Here is a 21736-nt window from a genome sequence, read left to right as displayed (position 1 = left end):
AGGTAACACACCTTCCTCCTTAGCTCAGTTGGTTAGAGCATCTGACTGTTAATCAGAGGGTCCTTGGTTCGAGCCCAAGAGGGGGAGCAGAAAGCCAGACAGAAATGTCTGGCTTTTTTTATTTACACTACTTTTTGTTGTTCTGGAAGTATGTGGTTAACACATTTGAGTCTAAAGTAGAACACAATCTTAATAATATTTCTATTCTTTCTCGTTTATCCTTTCCTCTTACAGTGGAAAAAGTTTGTGTTTTGAGTAAATTTTAGTGAGTTTGATGTGTTTTAGTGGTTAAAAGCGCTTAAGAAGAAGTAGTCAATCATTGATCTAAGCAGTTATCCTAATTTTCAATACTTATTTATTGTTTGAGCCTTTTTACTTTGGAAAGAATTGAGGCAACGATAGAGTTGAAGTCCTTCAGGGTGAATTAAACACAGGGAATAACTGTGTTTTCTTTGGACTTTCTAAGAGGTTTCTTGGGGTATTCTTCGAGTTTTGCTTGTAGGAAGCCTTGTTTTTCCAAGAAAACCCCAAGCAAACTGCGAGAATACTCGAAGAAAGTGGCTACATCTTTACAAGTAGGTGGAGGTTAATTTGGCAAAACAGAATATTGGGATCACATGCAAATTTTGTGAATAAGCTTATAGGTCGTTTAGGTAAGAACTATTGTTGAGTTCGCGATGAGATAAGATTAAGTTCAATGAGTGTTGTAGAGGGATAGCTGTTGCTTGTAACAAGGGATTAATTCTAAAAATGGTTGTGATAATGTCAACACATGAGTAACCTACTTTCCCTTGTAATAGATAGGTAAAAAAAGAAAGGAAAGTGCACCGAAAATGATTACAATCCCTGTTTGAGTAGTCCATAGAATCCATCCAAATGCAGTTCCTGCTACAAGTGATACATCAAAAAGGAGTAAAAGTTGTGCAATGATTAATGGGAAAGCTCCAAAGCCTCCATTGGTAAACGAAACAGCAAAACTACCTGCAACAAACGACGATATGACAATAGGAAAGCTTAATCCACTTGTGTCTGGTAAGGCATGCATACCAAAGTAGAAAGTCGCGATATAACCTACCCAAATCAACAGTGTATAGAAAAGAAATGATTTCTTATGGGGCATTTTCATGGTGCTACTCAAGCCTTCTCCCAAGCCTCTTAGTTTGTTTTTGATAAGCGTGATTACCTTCCACTTTAAGTGTTTGAAAACAAAATAAATAGTAGCGACTCCTACAAGAGCTAAGATTCCTAAAATAAGTAATTTTTCGAAGGGAACATATTTTGACAGGAAGTCCTTTAGTACTGTAAACTGTAGCGATAACGCGAGTAATACACAGAATAGCAAACAAAATAAGTCAACTATACGTTCTGATACGATACTCCCAAATCCTTTGTCAAAGGGAACTTTCTCGTATTTCTGTAACACTAAAGCACGTGATACTTCTCCTGATCGAGGAACTGTTAAGTTTAATAAGTACCCTATGGATATCGCCATGAAATTGGTTGTCGTAGAGCAGGAATGCCCCATGTATTTCAAAGCAAATTTCCAGCGATAGGCTCGCGCCCAAAGGCTTAAAATAGAAAAGATTGAGGCGATGAAAATGTAGTTGTAATTAGCACCTTTAAAGTACTGTATCATCTCGTCGATCTGCTCAGAGGTAAACTGACGGAAAGCGTAATAAACCAAAAAAACTCCCAACAAAAGTGGGAGTAGTATATTGGCTATTTTGCTTATTTTTTTTTTCAATTTGAGTATTAACCTAATTGATTTGTTTCTTCATTAGGAAAAATAATAGAAGGCTTAAATGTTTTAGCTTCTTCAAAATCCAGGATACCATACGTAATGATAATGATGATATCTCCTTTGTGTACTTTACGCGCAGCAGGTCCATTCAAGCAGATTTCTCCACTGTTTCTTGGTCCTGGAATAGCATAAGTTTCAAAGCGTTCTCCGTTATTGATGTTAACAATAGAAACTTTTTCTCCTTCAATGATGTTAGAGGCTTCCATTAAAACTTCATCAATCGTAATACTACCGATATAATGTAAATCTGCTCCAGTTACTTTTACACGGTGGATTTTTGATTTTACAACTTCAATTTGCATTTTGAGTTTGTTTAATTAAATGATAAATTGTCAATTAAGCGAATACCTTCAATATGTGCAACTAGAAAACCTCTATATTTCTGTCCTTCAGTTTTTTGAATGACAGGTTTTAGAGTTTCTTCACTTGCAATGGTGAAGTATTCGAGTTCAAAGTTAGAATTATTTTTAAATTCACTATCAACAAATTGCTGAACTTTTTCAATACTTTCTGTTGCAAATAGTGTTTTAGCTTGTTTTAACACTTCGTATAAAAAAGTTGCTTTGTGCAAACCGTCATTCGAAATGCGCTCATTGCGTGAACTCATTGCTAAACCATCTTCACCGCGGAAAATTGGCACACCTACAATTGTTACGGGGATGTGTTTTTTTTCTACCAATTTCTTGATGATTAACAATTGTTGAAAATCTTTTTCTCCAAAGTATGCTTTTGTGGGAAGTACTAATTCAAAAAGTTTGCTTACAATAGTACCTACCCCATCAAAGTGTCCTGGGCGTGAAGCTCCTTCCATTTCATTTTCTAATCCGTCAAAATCAAATGATTGAGCTACTGCATTGTCACCGTAGATTTCTTCCACTGAAGGCGCAAATACAACAATTTGTTCAGAAAGAGAGGATATTGTCTCAATATCTCTTTCTAATGTACGCGGGTATTTTGCTAAATCGTCTGCATTGTTGAATTGCGTTGGATTGACAAAAATACTCACTACCGTACAATCATTTTCATTTAATGATTGTGCCATTAATGACAGGTGACCATTGTGAATAGCCCCCATCGTAGGTACCAAACCTATAGCCTTATTTGCATCACGTAATGGTTTTAAATACGCTTGTAAATCGGCTTTTGTACTAAAAAGAAACATCCGCTTCGTGTTTAAAATAATGGCAAAATTAGTTATTTAAGAAATAACTCCATAAAATTTTGTAAATTTGCAACGTTTATTTATTTCACAAAAGAAATTAAAAATCAAGATGAAAGATAAGAGGATATTATACGTATCATCTGAAGTGGTACCGTATTTAGCAGAAAATGAAGTTTCATTAATGTCTTATGACGCTCCAAAGATGATCAACGATCAAGGTGGGCAAATAAGAATTTTTATGCCGAGATATGGTAGTATTAACGAAAGAAGACATCAATTACACGAAGTAATTAGACTATCGGGTATGAACTTGGTAGTGAATGATATGGATATGCCTTTGATTATTAAAGTTGCTTCAATTCCAAAGGAGCGTATCCAAGTGTATTTCATTGATAATGATGAGTACTTTAAGCGCAAGTCTACGTTTACAGATGATGATGGAAAACTTTTTCCAGACAATGATGAAAGGGCAATCTTCTTTACAAAAGGAGTTATAGAGACAGTTAAGAAATTAAATTGGGTACCTGATGTTATTCACGTTCAAGGGTGGATGGCTTCTTTATTACCAGTTTATTTAAAACACTACTACAAAGACGAAACAATCTTTGCAGATACAAAAATTGTTACATCTGTATTTGAAAAAGGGTTTGAAGGTGACTTGAGCAACAATATGAAAGCAAAAGTTGCGTTTGATGAGTTACCAGAGGAAGTGATTTCTGAATTTGGTGAATCTACTTACGATAATATTATGAAGAATGCGATTAACCATTCAGATGGTGTAATCATCGCTTCAGAGAATGTAGATTCAAATTTAACAAAATATATAGAATCTATTAAAAAACCTTTTTTACCTTACGTCGGTAAAGATCAATTTGCAGAGGCTTATTCAGAGTTTTACAAGAAATTCTTTTAAGATAAACTAATTAAAAAATTCTGTTATTAATACATGAATCAGAAAAATATCATCAAAGGGTTATTCCTTTCGTTAGGTTTAATTACACTACAGGCTTGTGACAGCGATTTTACAGAGACTGGCGCAGACATTATTGGAGGTGGAGAATACCAAGTAGAGTCATATATCGTAGAAGATATTAAGGCATATAACCAACCTTATGGACCAACAGATGCTTCAAGATTACCTGAGGTTTCGATAGGTTCTTATGATGATGGTATTTTTGGAGTTAAATCTAAAAGTATTGCTCTAAACTTTGCTACTCCAAGTATCTTGAACGAGATTGACAATACAATCCAGGTGGATTCAGCTTATATCTATTTGCCTTATTACAATACGGAAGTAGAAAAAGTGGAGAACGATGTTACTTCTTATAAGTTGAAAAGTAGATACGGGAATGGAATATTTAAGTTGGAAGTTTTTCAACATGATTACCTAATGACTAATGATGATCCATTAGGAGGAGGTAGAAAATACTTTAGCAATCAAAGTAAACTTTTTGAAAATACGCCTAATGGCCTTTCAAGTGTTTTGAATGAGAACACAACGGTTCTTGTGGACAATAGAGGTATTGTGTTGTATAAGAAAGACAAGGATGGCAATGATCAGGTAGATGATAATGGAAAGAGAATAGTAAAAGAGGTATTACCTGCAGGAATGTGGATAAACTTGGATAAAGCACACTTTCAAAGCAAGTTAGCTGATATTGCAAGTGCTGATGAATTTCAGAATAAATTTAGAGGATTATACCTAAAAGCTTCTTCTATGGGAAGTGGAGAGGGAACAATTCTACTTGTGAACCCAGCTCAAGGATATTTGAGAGTAGCTTATACGCAAGAGGAGAAAAAGAAGAATGAAGATGGTACTGAAACGACTAATAAAATTCGTCGTGAGGTAAAATTACCTTTGTTAACTTATGCAAATCCAAGTGTTGCTAATTTAGCTGTTTCGAAAAATATTTTAGTGAATTTAGAAGAAAATGATACTAAGGTAGAAGATGTGTATGAAAGTGCACCAAATAAAGAATTAGGTGATGACAAGTTGTTTGTAACTGGAGGAGGAGAAGGTAGTATTGCTGTTATCGAGTTGTTCAAAGAAAACGATTTTGCTGAGTTAAAAGCTTTAAGAGAACAAAATGTCTTAATTAATGACGCTTTCTTAACGGTATATACTGATGAGGCATCTATGGCCGGTCAAATTAATCCAGAAAGATTGTATTTATACAATTTTGATAGCACTTCTAACATTCCTGATTTTATTGCAGATGCTGCTACATCAAAACCTATTTATGGTGGGGCCTTTGAAAAAGGAGGTGAGGATTCTAAAAAAGCTAAGAATTCTTATACATTTAGAATAAAAGACCACATTCAGAATTTAATTAAATCGAAAACATTAGTGAGTCCAAAATTGGCCATTAGTGCATCAAATAGTTTTACTTCCACAATTGGTCAAATCAATTATAAAGATTTGTACACTGGTGGAGAGGATGGTGATTCGAAAGTAATAGAGAATACACCGAAGAATATAACGCAAATGCCTTCTATTACAATTACAACTCCTATTGGAACTGTAATTAATGGTACAACAGGTGCTGCGGGAGTGAAAAAAATGAAATTAGAAATTTTCTATACAAAAACTGTTAAATAACATTATAGCAATTACTAAGTATGTGTGGAATCGTAGGTTATATTGGGCATAGAGATGCTTATCCAGTGATTATAAAAGGGTTGTCAAGATTAGAGTACAGAGGATATGACAGTGCAGGTCTTGCAATTTTTGATGGCGAACAAATCAATTTGTGTAAAACAAAAGGAAAGGTAGCGGACTTAGTAGAGAAGAGTGATGAAGCTATAAAAAAAGGTACAATAGGAATTGGACATACACGTTGGGCTACACACGGGGTTCCAAATGATGTTAATTCACATCCTCATTTTTCGAACTCTGGTGAATTAGTAATTATTCACAATGGAATTATAGAGAATTACGATACTCTAAAACAAGAGTTGATTAAGAGAGGTTATGTTTTTCATTCAGATACAGATACTGAGGTATTAGTAAACCTGATAGAAGATGTACAAAAGACACAAGGTGTAAAATTAGGTAAGGCTGTTCAGATTGCATTGAACCAAGTTGTTGGAGCTTATGCAATTGCAGTTATGGATATTAAAAAGCCAGATGAAATAGTGGCGGCTCGTTTGGGAAGCCCATTGGCAATTGGTATTGGTGATAATGAGTATTTTATTACTTCTGATGCATCACCTTTTATTGAGTATACTAATAACGCCATCTATTTAGAAGATGAAGAAATGGCTGTTATTCGCTTGCACAAACCATTGCGTATCCGCAAGATTAAAGATGATTCTTTAGTGGATCATTATGCACAAGAGTTACAATTGAATTTAGAGCAAATTGAGAAAAATGGTTATGACCATTTTATGCTTAAGGAAATATACGAACAACCAGAGGTTATCAAGGATACATTCAGAGGACGTTTATTAGCGGATCAAGGGATTATCAGAATGGCTGGTATCGAGGACAATATTGATAAGTTCTTGAATGCAAAGCGAATCATTATTGCCGCTTGTGGTACTTCATGGCATGCTGCTTTAGTAGCAGAGTATGTTATTGAGGAGTTTGCAAGGATTCCGGTAGAGGTTGAATACGCTTCAGAATTTAGATATAGAAATCCAATTATCGATAGTGGTGATGTTATTATCGCTATATCTCAATCAGGAGAAACAGCAGATACGTTGGCAGCTATTAAATTGGCTAAGTCTAAAGGAGCATTTGTATTTGGTGTTTGTAATGTGGTTGGGTCATCTATTTCGAGAGAGACACACGCAGGAGCATACACGCATGCAGGACCAGAGATTGGTGTTGCATCTACAAAAGCATTTACAACACAGATTACAGTGTTGACTTTAATAGCATTGAGATTGGCTAAGGCAAAAGGAACTTTAGCAAATTCTGAATATTTAAAATACCTACACGAATTAGAGTTAATTCCAGAACGTGTAGAAGAAGCATTGACAAAGAACGAGGAGATATTAAAGATTTCTGAAGTCTATAAAGATGCTACAAACTGTTTGTATTTAGGTAGAGGGTATAATTACCCAGTTGCCTTAGAAGGAGCCCTTAAATTAAAGGAAATCTCTTACATACATGCAGAAGGATATCCAGCTGCAGAGATGAAGCATGGGCCTATTGCTTTAATTGATGAACACATGCCTGTTATCGTGATTGCTCCAGAGCAAGAGCACTATGACAAGGTAGTTAGTAATATTCAAGAAATTAAAGCGAGAAATGGTAAAATAATCGCAATTGTTACTAAAGGTGATAAGCAAGTTCGTGAATTAGCGGACCACGTTATCGAAGTTCCTGGAATATCAGAATCTTTAACGCCGATTATCACGACAATTCCATTACAATTGTTATCATATCACATTGCAGTTTTAAGGAACTGTAACGTTGACCAGCCTCGTAATTTAGCGAAGTCGGTGACGGTAGAGTAATAGAAAAAATGCGTTCCTATTGTAGGTTCGCATTTTTTATTTAAAATAAAAATTCAATCATTTTAATTTTCAGAGAAAAAAACTATCTTTGCACTCTGAAAAACAAGAATTTTTCAATAAACGTAAATAGCTGTTAAATAAATACATAAGCAATGTCTAAAGTTACAGGAAAAGTTGCGCAAGTTATCGGACCAGTAGTTGATGTGGTTTTCAACACTGAGAATGCCGAACTTCCAAGAATTTATGATTCGTTAGAAATCACTAAACCAGATGGTTCTAAATTAGTACTTGAAGTACAATCACACATTGGAGAAGATACAGTTCGTACAATTTCAATGGACTCAACAGACGGGTTAAGTAGAGGTTACGCAGTAGCTGCTACAGGATCTCCTATCCAAGTTCCAGTTGGTAAAGAGGTATTTGGTAGATTGTTTAATGTAGTGGGAGACGCTATTGATGGTCTTGGTAATTTACCTAAAGAAGGTGCAAATGGATTGCCAATTCACCGTCCAGCTCCAAAATTTGAAGATTTATCTACTTCAACTGAAGTATTATTCACTGGTATTAAAGTAATCGACTTAATTGAGCCTTATTCAAAAGGAGGTAAAATTGGATTATTCGGTGGTGCTGGAGTTGGAAAAACAGTATTGATTCAAGAGTTAATTAACAATATCGCTAAAGGACACGGTGGACTTTCTGTATTTGCAGGAGTTGGTGAGCGTACTCGTGAGGGTAATGACTTATTACGTGAGATGTTAGAGTCAGGTATTATTAAATATGGTGAAGATTTCATGCATTCTATGGAGAATGGAGGATGGGATTTAACTAAAGTTGATAGACCTGGAATGAAAGATTCAAAAGCAACTTTCGTTTTCGGTCAGATGAATGAGCCACCAGGAGCACGTGCACGTGTTGCATTATCTGGGTTAACTATCGCTGAGTACTTCCGTGATGGAGCAGGTGATGACCAAGGAAAAGACGTATTATTCTTCGTTGATAATATCTTTCGTTTTACACAAGCAGGTTCTGAGGTATCAGCGTTATTAGGACGTATGCCTTCTGCAGTAGGTTACCAACCTACATTAGCAACTGAAATGGGTGCGATGCAAGAGCGTATTACTTCTACTAAGAAAGGATCTATTACTTCTGTACAGGCGGTTTACGTTCCTGCGGATGACTTAACTGACCCGGCACCAGCAACAACGTTTGCTCACTTAGATGCTACTACAGTATTGTCACGTAAAATTGCTGAGTTAGGTATTTATCCTGCAGTAGATCCATTAGATTCTACTTCACGTATCTTAACTCCAGAAATTTTAGGTAAAGATCACTATGCTTGTGCGCAAAGAGTAAAAGAAATCTTACAAAAATATAAACAACTTCAAGATATCATCGCTATCTTAGGTATGGAAGAATTATCGGAAGACGATAAATTAGCTGTACACAGAGCTCGTCGTGTTCAACGTTTCTTATCTCAACCATTCCACGTAGCTGAACAATTTACAGGTATCCCAGGAGTATTAGTTGATATTAAAGATACAATCAAAGGATTTAATATGATTATTGATGGTGAATTAGATCATTTACCAGAGGCAGCATTCAACTTAAAAGGTTCTATCCAAGAAGCTATCGAAGCTGGAGAGAAAATGCTTGCTGAAATTAAATAATCACTTAAAAACAAATCATTATGAAATTAGAAATAGTATCACCTGAAGCTACCTTATTCTCTGGAGAAGTTACTTCTGTATCAGTACCAGGAGTTAAAGGTGAGTTTCAAATGCTAAATAACCACGCGCCAATTGTGTCAATCTTGACTAAGGGTGATGTGAAGTTTACAGGAACTAACATTTCTATTGAAGATGCATTTATTTCTAAATTCCAAAAAGTAAGTAATGATACGTATCACTTACCTATTAATCTTGGAACTATTGAACTAAGTGACAACAAGATTATAATCTTAGCTAACTAATTGTTAGTTTTCAAAATAAATAAAAGACCTACTCATTGAGTAGGTCTTTTTTGTTTATAGTAGGTTTGCTTTTATTCTAAGACATAAGTTTTTTAATAGATAATGGCCAGTTAACTATTGCCAAATTGTTTAGACGTGTCCTTTGTCATTCCCTGTTTACACCTGCACATACGATTAATCATAGTAGGTGTTTGGCTTATTTTAGGTTTCAGTTTATCCACTTCGTTAGAGGTTGTTCCCTTGCTTGTTTAGTGTGATTTTCTTTTTATTATGCATTAAAGTAGTTTTTCTTAAAATATCGTGCGAGGCTATAATTGTATTGTTGCTAGGTTTTGAGTCTTATAAATTGGTGGTAAATTAGTTCAAGTTTGAGTATTAATATTGTAAATTTGAATGACTAGATATTAATTTTTTATAGAATAATGGCAAAAGTAAAGACGGCTTTTTTCTGTCAGAGTTGTGGTACACAATACGCTAAATGGCAAGGACAATGCAATGCTTGTAAAGAGTGGAATACGTTAGTAGAAGAGGTAATCCAAAAAGAAGAAAAGACAGCGTGGAAAGCAGTAAGTAGTTCTCCTAATACCATGAAGAAGGTAGCAAAGCCTCTAAAGGTACGAGAGATTGACAGTACAGAGGAGATTCGTATGAATACGATGGATGGGGAGCTTAATCGTGTTTTAGGAGGTGGACTGGTACCTGGTTCTATGGTACTTTTAGGTGGTGAGCCTGGGATAGGAAAAAGTACATTATTATTACAGATATCTTTGCGTTTACCTTTTAAAACTCTTTATGTATCAGGAGAGGAGAGTCAGAAACAGATAAAGATGAGAGCAGAGCGTATTAATCCTGCTAATGACAACTGTTATATCCTCACAGAAACGAATACACAGAACATCTTTCGTCAAATAGAGGAGATACAGCCTGATGTATTAATCATTGACTCTATTCAAACTTTGCATACAGAATATATTGAATCTTCTGCTGGGACAGTGTCTCAGATCAAAGAGTGTACAGCAGAGCTAACCAAATTTGCTAAAGAAACTGGAACTCCAGTGTTGATCATTGGACATATAACAAAGGATGGAAGTATAGCAGGGCCTAAAATGCTTGAGCATATGGTAGATACCGTATTGCAGTTTGAAGGGGATAGAAATCACGTGTATCGAATACTAAGAGCACATAAAAATCGTTTTGGTTCTACAGCAGAACTTGGTATTTATGAGATGCAAGGAAGTGGTCTTAGAGAGGTGTCTAACCCGTCTGAAATACTAATATCGCATAAGGAAGAAGAATTATCAGGTACAGCTATTGCGGCAACATTAGAGGGAATGAGACCTTTGATGGTAGAGGTGCAGGCTTTAGTGAGTACAGCTGTATATGGTACTCCACAGCGTAGTGCTACGGGATATAATCTGAAACGACTGAATATGATCCTTGCCGTATTAGAGAAAAGAGCTGGATTTAGATTAGGGCAGAAAGACGTATTCTTAAATATCACAGGTGGAATTACAGTAGATGATCCAGCTATTGACTTAGGAGTAGTAGCGGCAATATTATCATCTGATCAAGATGTATCGATAGGTAAAGATTTTACATTTGCAGGGGAAGTGGGGTTATCTGGTGAGATAAGACCTGTAAATAGAGTAGATCAACGCATACAAGAAGCAGAGAAGCTTGGTTTCTCTACTATTTTTGTTTCAAAATATAATAAGATTAGTCATACAGGAAGAGGAATTAAGGTTGTTCTAGTGACTAAGATTGAAGATGTAGTCGAATACCTCTTCGGATAACTTAAAATTGAATACTATGAAAAAGAACTTAACGATTGTTGCATTAGCTTTGACTACGGTTATGACATGGGCACAGAAGCCTGTATTTACTCCTGCTAAGCTAGAGAGTGCTCGAGTGTACTTTAACAGTGCAGAATTAACGCATAAGGCTAAAGTGAAGCTGCCTAAGGGAACTTCAGAAGTGGTGATCACTAATGTAGCTGATTATCTAAACGAGTCTACTATACAGATCGGATCTATATCTGAGGTTACAGTAATGGCTATACAGTATAGTAATCGCTATGTAGAAGAATATGATAGTGCAGTAGACTCTCCATTGTTGAAGCCTGTAAGGGATAGTATTAAATTAGTTCAAACTGAATTAAAGAAAGTGAATAATGCTATTGATGTAGAAAGTAGAACAATTGATTTATTAGACTCTAATCAGAAAGTAGGTGGAGAACAAGGAACAACTACTGCAGAAGTGATGAAGATGGTAGACTATTATAAAACAAAGAGACTACAGCTGAGTACAGAGTTAGATAAGTTAAACGAGAAGAAGGAAGACCTTAATACTCGACTAACCAATTTACAAGATAAGCTTGCTTTTAACGAAGGCAAAAGTGAGAAATCTAGCAAGGGTAAACTGATTATACAAGTAATGAATGACAGAGAGGGTGAAGTGCCTTTTCAGATTAAGTATTTAACGAATGCTGCGTCATGGAAGCCTTTTTATGACCTAAGAGTAGAGAAGATTAACTCTCCTGTGAAGGTCGTGTATAAAGCGGATGTAAAGCAGAGTTCTGGTATTGATTGGAGAGGTGTGAATCTTAGTTTGACAAGTGGTGTAGCGAATCAGAGTAATGTTATCCCTACTTGGAGAACGTGGTTCCTTGATTATAATACTTATGTAACGACTTCTGCATATAATAGAAATGCAAATAAAAAATTAAATGTAATGGCAGATATGTCTGCTAAAATGAGTTATGAAACAGAGTCATCTTCTATGCTAAAGGATGCTGTTGTATATGAAGAGAGTACAATGAGTACTTTTACCCAAGTCAATGAATCACAGTTAAACGTATCATTTGATATAAATATTCCATACACGGTGATGTCTAATAATAAGTCACATAGTGTTACACTTAACGACTTTTCTATTCCTGCGGAGTATAAATATTATGTAGCTCCTAAGCTTGACCTAAATGCTTATTTAGTAGCAACGATTAAGGATTATGGTAATTATAACTTATTAACAGGGGAGGCAAACGTAATCTTTGATGGTGTATATGTTGGTAAGACAACCTTGAACCCTGCAAACACAGAAGAGGAAATGAAACTAAACATGGGTAAAGACCCTAAAGTAGCAGTTACTCGTATCTTATTAAAAGATAAATCAGGTACTAAGATGTTATCTTCTAAAAAGTCTCAAAACTTCGTATACGATATTACTGTCCGCAACAACAAAGCTGAGCAGATCAATATACAAGTAGAAGATCAATATCCTATCAGTTCTAATAAAGACATAGAAGTAGAATTAACAGAGACTTCATCAGGAAAGCTTAATGAAGAGAAAGGGCTTGTGAAGTGGGATCTTAGATTGAAAGGAAATGAAAGTAAGTCTGTTCGCTTTGGTTATCAAGTGCGATCAGATAAGAATCAAATATTAGACCTGAAATAGGTTTATAGGATAGTAAGTACTTTATAGAAAAAGCGAAACAAACTCTGTTTCGCTTTTTCTATAAAAAGACAGTCCTTTTTACTCATTCTGTCAATGGAGTAGTTAGAGCAATCATTTTTTAATCTACATTTGTATATGTAAAATGTTAACAAGTATGAAAAAAATTTTATTAACTGCAGCGGTTGTCTTTTTGGGTATGACAACAGCTCAAGCTCAATTTGGTAAATTGGGTGGTAAGAAAGTAGAAGCTTTAACTACAGCTGTATCAGCTTTTACAGTGTCTGATGCAGAGATTCAACAATCGGCAAGAGAAGCTGTAAAATGGATGGATGAGAACAATCCTGTTTGTGAGTTAAACTCTAAGCAAAAAGATATGCGTGAATATGCTGAACGTCTTGAGCGCATCTTCGGTCCTTATAAAAATTATGATGGATTAGACTTAAACTACAAAGTGTATTACGTTACAGACATTAACGCATTTGCTTGTGCAGATGGGAGTGTACGTGTTTTTTCTTCTTTAATGGACATCATGACTGATGATGAATTATTGGGTATCATTGGTCACGAAATTGGTCACGTGAAATTAGAGCATACTAAAAATGCTTATAAACAAATCCTTTTAACAGAAGCAGCAGCTAAATACGTTGGATCTACGAAGGGAACTGTTGCTGATTTGATGAATTCGGATTTAGGAGGAATGTCTCAAAAATTAATGGGAGCATCTTTCTCGAGAAAGCAAGAAACGGATTCGGATGATTATTCTTATAAATTCTTAGTTTCTAATGGAAAGAACCCACAAGCATTAGCAGATGGTTTTCAGAAATTTGTAGATATGGAAAAAGAGTATGGCGCTGATAAATCTTTAGGAGCAAAAATGTCTTCAAGTCACCCTGATAGTGAGAAACGCGTAAAACGTGTAGAAGATAAAATTAAGAAAGAGGCTAAGAAGTAGTCTAACAGAGTTTTATAATAAAGAAGAGTCGCTCCTATTGGAGTGACTCTTTTTGTTTTATCAGTATTTTGCAGAAGTTAAACTATCTCTTGAGCATCATTTTCAGCATATTTCTCTCATTGATACAGATCACTATACCAAAAATTATAATTGTCCCTATTCCAATAAAATAGTTTTCTCTGAAACAATAGAAATAGATAAATGACAATAATATAGATAATCCCATATATCCCGTAATAGCTTTTTTATCATAAGGGATAGGGTAGTGTTTTTGTCCAAGTACATACGATATGAGCATCATAGATCCATACGCAATTAGCGTGGCAATAGCTGAACCCATATAGCCCCATATTGGAATAAGCAAATAATTAAATACTAAGGTGAGTATCGCTCCTAAAATAGAAATATAAGCACCTACCATTGTCTTATCTCTAAGTTTGTACCAAACGGATAGATTTGTGTATATTCCCATACACAAGTTAGCTAAAATGATGAGTGGCACTACGATCATCGCATCCCAATAAGATTCATTGCGTATGAATAGTACTTTTAAAATATCTGAAAAGACTATGACTCCTAACATAATAGCACTTCCAAAAATTGTAAAGTATTTTGTAATCGTTGCGTACTTCGTTGGAGCGTCATCGTTCTTTGCATAGTTAAAGAAGAATGGTTCAATTCCCAAAGTATAAGCTTGTCTGAATAGCACCATGAATAAGCCTAATTTATAACAAGCAGCATATTTTCCTACTTCTGATAATGCAATATCCGCTGGGAGTAGGCGCTCAAGTAATATCTTGTCAAAGCTTTCGTTAATTGCAAAAGCAAGTCCACCAATCATTATTGGGAAACTGTATTTGAGCATCTCTTGTATTAGAGATTTGTCTATGCGCAGTTTGATATTCAGGTAATCTTTGTAAAAAACTAAGAACGTAAATAAACTTGCTGTAAGATTGGCTATAAAAATATAAGATACTTGGTAATCCTCAATATAAATAGACTGGAAGACACTATTTGGATACTTTGTACTAAGCAAAGGCAGTAAGTATAGGAAGAATACATTTAAAAAAGTATAAATACAGACATTTGCTATTCTTATGATGCTATAAAAGACAGGTCGCTGATCTGCTCTTAACTTGGCAAATGGGACAATTACTAATGCATCTAAGATTAGAATACCCAAAACATACTGTAAGATGTCAATAGGGATATTTAGAAGGGCTACCCAATAATCTATAGTTAATAAGCCTATACATGCAAAGACTAATGTCGTACAGGTCAAGAATAATAAACTATTGTTTACTACTTCTTGCTTGTTCTCTTTCTTATTGTAGAATCTAAAAAAAGCAGTTTCCATTCCAAATGAGAGAATCACATTTAAGAACATCATAATAGAAAAAATGACACTGTATTGCCCATAAGCATCATTTTTCATTAAATCTGTGTGAAAAGGAACAAGGAAGAATCCTATTACTTTTGGAAAAACAGCTGCTAAACCATAAATAGCAGTTTGTTTAAATATCTTTTTATATATACTCACGTGTTATTCTTTTGTATTCACTTTGCAGTTGGAGGGGCAAATTTATTGATCTTCGTCTTCTAATTCTTGAATATTAATTTTAAAGTATGGCGCAATGTCCTCTTTTAAGAAAACAATTTCGTCTTTTTCATCCGTAAAGGGAAAATTAGAAGGATTTACATAAGTCATGATTACACTGTCGTCTTTGATAAAGAGATCTTCAGGGTACTCAACTATTCCTTTACTATCTTTTAAATCGTTTATATAAGCTATTTTCGAACTTAATAGTCTTGAAATACTCTCCCAGTCCTTGTATAAATCTTTTTGATTGAGAAGTACTCCCTGTTTCATATCAAAGATTAAACTCTTTTTTCCCTTATACCCATGTGCCCCACCGGCAAACGTATAGTATTCTATTTTAATAGAGAGAATATCGTTGTTTAAAAATGTTTTATCAGCTTTTACTTTTGCTTTCCAGGGTAAGTTATCATCTGGAAACTTTTGCGAAAAGTCTTTGTAAGCCTCAATAAAAGATTCAGTTAAATCGATGTAAGAAGTAGTTTGTGTTAAATCACTTTCAAACGAAACGAGTTCAGTGATTTCCTCTAAAATTACTTTGTTTATATTATCGTAGATCAAGTTTTCGTGAGCTGTGATTATAGGAACTTTTATTGTAACTTCTGTGTTTCCTTCCTCATTTGTATAGCTTGCTTCAAATTCCTCATCTTCAAAAGAAATTGGCAAGGATTCGGTTGTTTTGTCTGTACAGCTTACGGCAATTAAGCTCAAGAAAAGAATGCAAAATAGTTTTTTCATAGTTTCATTTTTTACAAAGCTATATAATATAGTAGAATAGTGCTTTATATTTTCTTAAATATACTTAATCGCACGCATTTTATTGCAAAAAAGTTTATCATATCATTTGTGGTTTAAGTATGCTTTCCTCATGGAGGTATAGTATTTTTTGCTAAGGAAGTGTTTTGTGTAGTTTATTAAAAAAGAAGAAGTAGCAACTCAGGTATATGTAGCGTATATTTGGAGAGTGCTTTTTCAGAGCCAAAGAAGGAGAGGGAATTTAAAGAATAATTTGTATGTTAGTCAAAACAAAGGCTATTGTACTAAGTGCAATAAAATATCAAGAGAAAAGCTTAATAGTCAAATGTCTAACGAGAGAAGTGGGGGTACAAACTTTTTTTGTTAGAAATGCTTTTGCAAAAGGGAAAAACGCACAAAAGAACGCTTACTTTCAGCCCTTGATGAATCTTGAGGTAGAGTTTACTTTTAAGAATAAAGGGGCTATGGAATATTTAAAAGAAATAAGAGTAAGTCATATTTATCAAGATATGTACTATGATTTCTCAAAGAATAGTATAGCCATTTTTGTGGGGGAGGTTTTGCATCATATAGTGAGTGAACAGGAGAGAGATGAACATTTTTTTGATTTTGTTGAGACTGCTTTGATGTGGCTTGATACACACGATGAAACTCAAAATTTTCACTTGATTCTCTTAAAAGAACTGACAAAGTATTTTGGTTTTTACCCTGATGACACCTTTTTAGATTGTTTTTACTTTAATTGGGTAGAGGGTGTATTCTGTATGGAATACGATTCCCGTTGTTTTGATGCTGAGGAGACAATAGTATTTAAACGACTGTTAAGCTTAGGCTTTGAAGATGATCAAAAGGTTTTCACAGGACGAGATAGGAAATTATTATTAGAGTTGATGATGCGTTATTTTGAAGAGCATTTGAGTTCATTTAAGAAGCCAAAATCACTTGAAATATTAAAGGAAGTATTTAGCAATTAGTATTTTTAATCTTTTTCCAACCAATTAATTAGGTTGTATTTAAAGGAAAATGCTTAAATTCGCGCAATTGATAAAAAATAGTATAATAATAACGATGAGCACTAAATTTAGAGAATATAAAGGTCTTGATTTGACAGGGGTAGCATCTGAGATGCTTGATTTTTGGAAAGAACAATCAATATTCGAGAAAAGTATTAGTACGAGAGAAGATAATAAGCCTTTCGTATTTTTTGAAGGACCACCTTCAGCAAATGGTAAGCCAGGAATTCACCATGTTATGGCTCGTGCGATTAAAGATATTTTTTGTCGATATAAAACATTAAAAGGATATCAAGTAAAGCGTAAGGCTGGATGGGATACTCACGGATTACCTGTTGAGTTAGGTACCGAGAAAGAATTGGGAATTACAAAAGAAGATATTGGCGTTAAGATTACAGTAGAAGAATACAACCAAGCTTGTAAGCGAACTGTAATGCGCTATACAGATTTATGGAACGACCTAACTGAAAAGATGGGGTATTGGGTTGATATGAATGACCCTTATGTTACTTATAAGTCTAAGTATATGGAGTCAGTATGGTGGTTGTTAAAACAGATTTACGACAAAGATTTGTTGTACAAAGGATATACAATTCAGCCATATTCTCCAAAAGCAGGTACGGGATTATCCTCTCACGAGATTAATCAACCGGGTGCTTATAAAGATGTTACAGATACTACGATCGTGGCTCAGTTCAAGGCGATCGAAGAAACTTTGCCTTCTTTTCTACAAGGATTTGGGACTGTTCACTTTTTAGCTTGGACAACTACACCTTGGACATTACCTTCGAATACTGCATTAACAGTAGGACCTAAGATTGATTATGTATTAGTCAAGTCGTTTAACCAGTATACGGGTGAGGCGATCAATGTCGTGTTAGGAAAACCATTAGTAGGTAAGCAATTTGCAGGTAAATTTGCTGCAGTTGAAACAGAGGAAGAATTAAACGCATATAAAGAAGGTGACAAGAAGATTCCTTACTTAGTAGTAAAGGAGTTTAAAGGTGCAGACTTGGTGGGTATTAAATATGAGCAATTATTGCCATATACATTGCCTTACCAGAATCCAGAGAATGCGTTTAGAGTAATATCAGGTGATTTCGTGACTACAGAAGACGGAACAGGAATTGTGCATACAGCTCCTACATTTGGTGCGGATGATGCTAAAGTAGCAAAAGAGGCTTCTCCAGAAGTTCCACCAATGCTTATCTTAGATGCAGACGAGAATCTAGTTCCGTTAGTTGACCTACAAGGTCGTTTCGTAAAAGAGATGGGAGACCTTGGAGGTAAGTACGTGAAGAATGAATACTATGATGAGGGACAAGCTCCAGAGCGTTCAGTTGACGTAGAAATAGCTATTCGCTTAAAAGAAGAAAACAAGGCTTTTAAAGTAGAGAAGTACGTTCACAGTTACCCACATTGTTGGAGAACAAATAAACCTGTATTATACTATCCATTAGATTCTTGGTTTATTAAAATTACGGAAGTTAAAGACCGTATGTTTGAACTAAACGAAGAAGTGAATTGGAAACCAAAAGCGACGGGAGAAGGGCGTTTTGGAAATTGGCTGAAGAATGCCAATGACTGGAACCTTTCAAGATCTCGTTATTGGGGTATTCCATTACCTATTTGGAGATCTGAAGATAAAACAGAAGAATTAGTGATTGGTTCTGTAGAGGAGTTAATCAATGAAATAAATAAATCTATTGCTGCAGGCGTACAAAAGACTAATCCTTTTGAAGGGTTTGTTGTTGGTGACATGTCAGAAGATAACTATGAAAAAGTTGATTTACACAAGAATGTTGTAGATCAGGTAGTACTTGTATCTTCATCAGGTAAACCGATGTATCGCGAGACAGACCTTATCGATGTATGGTTTGATTCTGGTTCGATGCCTTATGCACAATGGCATTATCCGTTTGAAAACAAAGATTTAATTGACAACAATAAGTCATATCCTGCTGATTTTATTGCAGAAGGAGTAGATCAAACAAGAGGATGGTTCTATACATTACACGCAATTGCGACATTAGTATTTGATACAAAAGCATATAAGAACGTAGTGTCTAATGGATTGGTATTAGATAAGAATGGACTAAAGATGTCTAAGAGTTTAGGAAATACGATAGACCCTTTTGCTACATTAGCAGAACATGGGCCAGATGCAACGCGCTGGTATATGATTTCAAATGCTAATCCTTGGGATAACCTTAAGTTTGACTTAGAGGGTATTACAGAGATCAGAAGAAAATTCTTCGGTACATTATACAATACATATTCATTCTTCGCTCTATATGCCAATATTGATGGATTCAAATACGAGGAGGCTGATGTACCTTTAAAAGACAGACCAGAGATCGATCGTTGGATTTTATCTGAATTGAATACTTTAATTCAAAAAGTAGATGAGTGCTATGCAGAGTATGAACCAACTAAAGCAGCTCGCGCAATTACAGAGTTTGTTACAGAGAACTTGAGTAATTGGTATGTTCGTTTATGTAGAAGAAGATTCTGGAAAGGAGAGTATGGACAAGATAAATTGGCAGCTTACCAGACACTATACACGTGTTTAGAGACAATAGCTAAGTTAGGTTCCCCTATTGCTCCATTCTTTATGGATAAGCTTTACAGAGACTTAACATTAACTTCATCTAAGGAAAGCTTTGAGTCTGTACATTTGGCTAAGTTCCCTGAATTTGATGCGAATGTAGTAGATGCAGGTTTAGAAAGTAGAATGCACAAAGCCCAGACTATTTCTTCGCTTGTGTTATCACTTCGTAAGAAGGAGATGATTAAAGTTCGTCAACCATTACAAAGAGTGATGATTCCTGTTTTAGATCAGAATCAAAGAAAAGAGATAGAAGCTGTAGCTGATTTGATTAAAGCTGAAGTAAATGTAAAGGAAATAGAGTTGTTAGATGATGCTTCAGGTATCTTAGTGAAACAGATCAAACCAAACTTTAAAGTATTGGGACCTCGTTTCGGAAAAGATATGGGATTGATTTCTAAGGAAATACAGAATTTTAATGCTGATCAAATCAATGAGATTGAAAAAAACGGAGAGATTTCATTAAAATTAACAGAAAAAAGTATTATCTTAACATTGGAAGACGTGGAAATCACTTCACAGGATATCGAAGGTTGGTTAGTTGCTAATGAAGGTGGTATAACAGTAGCATTAGATATTCAAATAAGTGATGATTTGCGCAAAGAAGGTATTGCACGTGAGATTGTAAATAGAATCCAGAATATTAGAAAAGATTCTGGTTTTGAAGTAACAGATAAGATTGCAATAACCTTAGAAGAACAAAAAGAAATAAAAGAGGCGGTTTTAGCAAATGAAGATTATATAAAATCGGAAACATTAACTTCGACATTAAGTTTTGTACCTGAATTGGCGGAAGGTGTAGAATTAGAATTTGATGGGCTAAGTACGCGAGTGTTGGTTATAAAATAAGTTTTAATTATGAAAGAAGCAGGTGAATTAGTACGCTACTCTGATGCAGATTTAGCGGAGTTCAAAGAGCTTATTCAGGCAAAGATTGTGAAAGCACAAGCTGATTTAGAATTGATCAAGAGCGCTTACATGAATGACTTAAACAACGGAACAGATGATACATCTCCTACGTTTAAAGCATTTGAGGAAGGTAGTGAAACGATGTCTAAGGAAGCAAATTCACAATTGGCAATTCGTCAGGAAAAGTTTATTCGTGATTTGAAGAATGCCTTAATACGCATTGAAAACAAGACGTATGGTGTTTGTAAAGTGACAGGGAAATTAATAGACAAAGAACGATTGAAATTGGTTCCTCATGCCACAATGAGTATTGAAGCAAAGAACATGCAACGTTAATCTTTAATAAATTTAAAACGCTCAGTATTGAGCGTTTTTTTTATATCCTAATTTAAATTACATTTGTCAGGATAAAAAAGAAAAAATGTCATTAAAGAAAGCAAGTCTACTTATATTGGTTGTATTGGTCTTGGATCAATGGTTAAAGATTTATATCAAAACTAATTTTCTATATGATGACTACTACCTCGTATTTGATTGGTTTAGAATTCATTTTATTGAGAATGAGGGAATGGCCTGGGGAGTAGCTTTACCCGGAATGTATGGAAAATTAGCCTTAACTACTTTTCGCATTGTCACTGTTTGTGGTATTTTTTGGTGGTTAAATGATTCAATAAAAAAGAGACAGTCAAATTATTTGATAGTGGCGATTGCTTTGATATTAGCTGGGGCTTTAGGAAATATAATTGATTCTGTTTTTTATGGTGTAATATTCAATGAGAGTACGCCTTCACAAATAGCGACATTGTTTTCGGATGATCCTTATGGTACTTGGTTTCACGGAAAGGTTGTAGATATGTTTTATTTCCCTATTTGGAGAGGTACATTGCCAGAGTGGTTACCTATATGGGGAGGTAAGTATTTTACCTTTTTTAATGCTATATTTAATTTAGCTGATGTGGCAATATCTGTCGGAGTAGGTATCCTAATCGTATTTAATAAAAAGATTTTTAAAAATTCATAAAAAAATGAGCTTCCATTTGGAAGCTCATTTT

The 21736-nt window shown here is 34.9% G+C and carries 17 protein-coding genes and 1 tRNA gene; 13 read left to right on the top strand and 5 right to left on the bottom strand.

The features are described from left to right. Positions 1–13: 13 nt before the first annotated feature. A tRNA-Asn gene (locus GOQ24_RS02745) sits at positions 14–87 on the top strand. Positions 88–781: 694 nt separating this feature from the next. On the opposite strand, the gene GOQ24_RS02740 is transcribed toward GOQ24_RS02745, so the two are convergent. The 3 genes from GOQ24_RS02740 to panC are packed head-to-tail and all read right to left on the bottom strand — an operon-like array spanning position 782 to position 2963. Next, a complete protein-coding gene (locus tag GOQ24_RS02740; RefSeq protein WP_155090690.1) occupies positions 782–1744 on the bottom strand; it encodes a YbhN family protein in 963 nt (320 codons plus the stop codon). 8 nt (positions 1745–1752) lie between these two features. Then, positions 1753–2103: an aspartate 1-decarboxylase gene (panD, locus tag GOQ24_RS02735; RefSeq protein WP_155090691.1), complete on the bottom strand. Its 351-nt coding sequence runs from the start codon at positions 2101–2103 to the stop codon at positions 1753–1755. An 11-nt stretch (positions 2104–2114) separates the two neighbouring features. Next, positions 2115–2963, bottom strand: a complete 849-nt coding sequence (panC, locus tag GOQ24_RS02730; RefSeq protein ID WP_155090692.1) for a pantoate--beta-alanine ligase — start codon at positions 2961–2963, stop codon at positions 2115–2117. 109 nt (positions 2964–3072) lie between these two features. Here panC and GOQ24_RS02725 point away from each other — a divergent pair, with 109 nt between their 5' ends. From GOQ24_RS02725 to GOQ24_RS02690, 8 genes are all read left to right on the top strand, one after another. Beyond that, the gene (locus tag GOQ24_RS02725; protein ID WP_160339053.1) at positions 3073–3876 is read left to right on the top strand and encodes a glycogen/starch synthase; all 804 of its coding nucleotides are present in this window, start codon (positions 3073–3075) and stop codon (positions 3874–3876) included. Positions 3877–3909: 33 nt separating this feature from the next. Then, the gene (locus GOQ24_RS02720) at positions 3910–5562 is read left to right on the top strand and encodes a DUF4270 family protein (RefSeq protein WP_155090694.1); all 1653 of its coding nucleotides are present in this window, start codon (positions 3910–3912) and stop codon (positions 5560–5562) included. Between the two features lie 20 nt (positions 5563–5582). Beyond that, positions 5583–7427, top strand: coding sequence for a glutamine--fructose-6-phosphate transaminase (isomerizing) (gene glmS / locus GOQ24_RS02715; protein WP_155090695.1), 1845 nt, complete (start codon positions 5583–5585; stop codon positions 7425–7427). A 152-nt stretch (positions 7428–7579) separates the two neighbouring features. After that, on the top strand, positions 7580–9094 hold the full coding sequence (gene atpD, locus GOQ24_RS02710) for a F0F1 ATP synthase subunit beta (protein WP_155090696.1): 1515 nt from the start codon (positions 7580–7582) through the stop codon (positions 9092–9094). Between the two features lie 20 nt (positions 9095–9114). Continuing rightward, positions 9115–9396 carry a F0F1 ATP synthase subunit epsilon gene (locus tag GOQ24_RS02705; protein WP_155090697.1) on the top strand — a complete coding sequence of 94 codons (282 nt, stop codon included), beginning with the start codon at positions 9115–9117 and terminating at the stop codon, positions 9394–9396. Between the two features lie 422 nt (positions 9397–9818). Then, a complete protein-coding gene (gene radA / locus GOQ24_RS02700) occupies positions 9819–11189 on the top strand; it encodes a DNA repair protein RadA (protein WP_155090698.1) in 1371 nt (456 codons plus the stop codon). A 16-nt stretch (positions 11190–11205) separates the two neighbouring features. Next, positions 11206–12849, top strand: coding sequence for a DUF4139 domain-containing protein (locus GOQ24_RS02695; protein WP_155090699.1), 1644 nt, complete (start codon positions 11206–11208; stop codon positions 12847–12849). A gap of 154 nt (positions 12850–13003) precedes the next feature. After that, positions 13004–13801, top strand: a complete 798-nt coding sequence (locus GOQ24_RS02690; RefSeq protein WP_155090700.1) for a M48 family metallopeptidase — start codon at positions 13004–13006, stop codon at positions 13799–13801. Positions 13802–13883: 82 nt separating this feature from the next. Here GOQ24_RS02690 and GOQ24_RS02685 read toward each other — a convergent pair whose 3' ends face one another. Next, the gene (locus GOQ24_RS02685) at positions 13884–15341 is read right to left on the bottom strand and encodes a lipopolysaccharide biosynthesis protein (protein WP_160339052.1); all 1458 of its coding nucleotides are present in this window, start codon (positions 15339–15341) and stop codon (positions 13884–13886) included. A 42-nt stretch (positions 15342–15383) separates the two neighbouring features. Next, on the bottom strand, positions 15384–16136 hold the full coding sequence (locus GOQ24_RS02680; RefSeq protein WP_155090701.1) for a PdaC/SigV domain-containing protein: 753 nt from the start codon (positions 16134–16136) through the stop codon (positions 15384–15386). 275 nt (positions 16137–16411) lie between these two features. On the opposite strand from GOQ24_RS02680, the gene recO reads away from it, so the two are divergent. The 4 genes from recO (at position 16412) to GOQ24_RS02660 (ending at position 21705) form a co-directional block, all read left to right on the top strand. Then, on the top strand, positions 16412–17128 hold the full coding sequence (gene recO / locus GOQ24_RS02675) for a DNA repair protein RecO (protein WP_155090702.1): 717 nt from the start codon (positions 16412–16414) through the stop codon (positions 17126–17128). A 94-nt stretch (positions 17129–17222) separates the two neighbouring features. Then, a complete protein-coding gene (gene ileS, locus GOQ24_RS02670; RefSeq protein WP_155090703.1) occupies positions 17223–20624 on the top strand; it encodes an isoleucine--tRNA ligase in 3402 nt (1133 codons plus the stop codon). Between the two features lie 9 nt (positions 20625–20633). Beyond that, on the top strand, positions 20634–21020 hold the full coding sequence (locus tag GOQ24_RS02665) for a TraR/DksA family transcriptional regulator (protein ID WP_155090704.1): 387 nt from the start codon (positions 20634–20636) through the stop codon (positions 21018–21020). A gap of 85 nt (positions 21021–21105) precedes the next feature. Next, the gene (locus GOQ24_RS02660; protein ID WP_155090705.1) at positions 21106–21705 is read left to right on the top strand and encodes a lipoprotein signal peptidase; all 600 of its coding nucleotides are present in this window, start codon (positions 21106–21108) and stop codon (positions 21703–21705) included. The last annotated feature ends 31 nt before the right edge of the window (positions 21706–21736 follow it).

It is taken from the genome of Myroides sp. LoEW2-1 (genome assembly GCF_009767705.1).
Lineage (GTDB): Bacteria > Bacteroidota > Bacteroidia > Flavobacteriales > Flavobacteriaceae > Flavobacterium > Flavobacterium album_A.
The sequence above is the reverse complement of the archived record's forward strand: the minus strand, read 5'-3'. Positions and strand labels throughout refer to the sequence as shown.

What these genes read in the sequence shown, in the direction of transcription:
- GOQ24_RS02705 (WP_155090697.1), top strand. Translation starts at nt 9,115, where the DNA reads ATGAAATTAGAAATAGTATCACCTGAAGCTACCTTATTCTCTGGAGAA.
- GOQ24_RS02680 (WP_155090701.1), bottom strand. Translation starts at nt 16,136, where the DNA reads ATGAAAAAACTATTTTGCATTCTTTTCTTGAGCTTAATTGCCGTAAGC.
- GOQ24_RS02720 (WP_155090694.1), top strand. Translation starts at nt 3,910, where the DNA reads ATGAATCAGAAAAATATCATCAAAGGGTTATTCCTTTCGTTAGGTTTA.
- GOQ24_RS02695 (WP_155090699.1), top strand. Translation starts at nt 11,206, where the DNA reads ATGAAAAAGAACTTAACGATTGTTGCATTAGCTTTGACTACGGTTATG.
- panD (WP_155090691.1), bottom strand. Translation starts at nt 2,103, where the DNA reads ATGCAAATTGAAGTTGTAAAATCAAAAATCCACCGTGTAAAAGTAACT.
- recO (WP_155090702.1), top strand. Translation starts at nt 16,412, where the DNA reads ATGTTAGTCAAAACAAAGGCTATTGTACTAAGTGCAATAAAATATCAA.
- atpD (WP_155090696.1), top strand. Translation starts at nt 7,580, where the DNA reads ATGTCTAAAGTTACAGGAAAAGTTGCGCAAGTTATCGGACCAGTAGTT.
- GOQ24_RS02690 (WP_155090700.1), top strand. Translation starts at nt 13,004, where the DNA reads ATGAAAAAAATTTTATTAACTGCAGCGGTTGTCTTTTTGGGTATGACA.
- panC (WP_155090692.1), bottom strand. Translation starts at nt 2,963, where the DNA reads ATGTTTCTTTTTAGTACAAAAGCCGATTTACAAGCGTATTTAAAACCA.
- radA (WP_155090698.1), top strand. Translation starts at nt 9,819, where the DNA reads ATGGCAAAAGTAAAGACGGCTTTTTTCTGTCAGAGTTGTGGTACACAA.
- GOQ24_RS02725 (WP_160339053.1), top strand. Translation starts at nt 3,073, where the DNA reads ATGAAAGATAAGAGGATATTATACGTATCATCTGAAGTGGTACCGTAT.
- glmS (WP_155090695.1), top strand. Translation starts at nt 5,583, where the DNA reads ATGTGTGGAATCGTAGGTTATATTGGGCATAGAGATGCTTATCCAGTG.
- GOQ24_RS02665 (WP_155090704.1), top strand. Translation starts at nt 20,634, where the DNA reads ATGAAAGAAGCAGGTGAATTAGTACGCTACTCTGATGCAGATTTAGCG.
- GOQ24_RS02660 (WP_155090705.1), top strand. Translation starts at nt 21,106, where the DNA reads ATGTCATTAAAGAAAGCAAGTCTACTTATATTGGTTGTATTGGTCTTG.
- ileS (WP_155090703.1), top strand. Translation starts at nt 17,223, where the DNA reads ATGAGCACTAAATTTAGAGAATATAAAGGTCTTGATTTGACAGGGGTA.